1 protein-coding gene and 1 pseudogene are annotated in these 1,321 nt (G+C 76.3%); both read left to right on the top strand.

The genetic code is table 11. The annotated features are described in order from the left end of the window. The coding region (locus CCN35_RS23305; RefSeq protein ID WP_107501088.1) for a resuscitation-promoting factor at positions 1 to 1,155 on the top strand (1,155 nt) is incomplete at its 5' end. A 75-nt stretch (positions 1,156 to 1,230) separates the two neighbouring features. Further along, positions 1,231 to 1,321: pseudogene (locus tag CCN35_RS27895) on the top strand (16S rRNA (adenine(1518)-N(6)/adenine(1519)-N(6))-dimethyltransferase); the annotation flags it as partial.

A 1,321-nucleotide genomic window follows, 5' to 3' on the forward strand; every position in this document is an offset into this window, starting at 1 on the left:
CTGCCCCGCCAGAGGAGCGGAGGGGGCCGGCGGCGCAGGGCGCGGCACACCGGCCGGCGGCCGGGCCCGGGGGTGCGGCGGCTGCTGCCGCGCGCACTGATCGTGGCGTGCCTGGCGGGCGGCACCACCGCGTTCGTCGCCAAGGACAAGGAGGTCGAGCTCGACGTCGACGGCCACAGACGCACCCTGCACACCTTCGCCGACGACGTGTCCGAGCTGCTGGCCGACGAGGGCGTACGGCTCGGGCCGCACGACATGGTGGCACCCGACCCCGACGCACCGCTCACCGACGGCGACGAGATCGCCGTGCGTCACGGGCGGCCGGTCCGGCTCACGCTCGACGGGTCCGTCCACGAGGTGTGGACGACGGCACGCACGGTGGAGGAGATGCTCCGGGAGCTGGGCGTGCGCGGGGAGGGCGCGTACGTCTCGGTCCCGCGCTCCCGCCCCATCGGCCGGGCGGGGCTCGCGCTCGAGGTGCGCACCGAGCGCTCGGTGACCGTGCTGGCGGACGGCCGGACCCGCACCGTCCGCACCCGCGCGGCCACCGTGCGGGAGGTGGTGGAGGAGGCCGGGATCACGCTGCGGGGCCAGGACACCACGTCCGTGCCGCCGGACAGCTTCCCGCGCGACGGGCAGACGGTCACCGTGCTGCGGATCACCAGGAGCCGGGAGGTCCGCGAGGAACCGATCCCCTTCACCGTACGGCGCGTCCCCGATCCCTCCCTGTTCACGGGCACGGAGGTCGTCGAGCAGCCCGGGGAGCCGGGCGTGCGCCGGGCCACCTATGTGCTGCGCACGGTCAACGGCGTGCGCCAGCGCCCGCGGCTGGTGACGTCCGAGGTCGTGCGCGAGCCGCGCACCCGGATCGTGAAGGTGGGCACCAGGCCCCGCCCGCGGTCCGTGCGGGGCGCCGACCACCTGAACTGGAAGGCCCTGGCCCAGTGCGAGTCCGGCGGCCGGCCGGACGCGGTGGACCCCTCGGGGACCTACGGCGGCCTCTACCAGTTCGACACGGAGACCTGGCGCCGGCTCGGCGGCAGGGGCCGTCCCCAGGACGCGTCGCCGGAGGAACAGACGTACCGGGCCAAGCTGCTGTACGTGCGCCGGGGCACGAGCCCCTGGCCCCACTGCGGCAACCGCCTGCACACCTAGCAGTCCCGCGCACCCGGCGGTCCCGCGCACTGGCCCCGCCCGCCCCGCACCGCGCGGCCCCGTACCCTTATGGCCGTGACCAGCCCCACCTCCGACGCCCTCCTGGGCCCCGCCGACGTCCGCGAACTGGCGGCAGCCCTGGGGGTGCGCCCCACCAAGCAACGCG

This window comes from Streptomyces thermovulgaris, assembly GCF_002155915.1.
GTDB lineage: Bacteria > Actinomycetota > Actinomycetes > Streptomycetales > Streptomycetaceae > Streptomyces > Streptomyces thermovulgaris.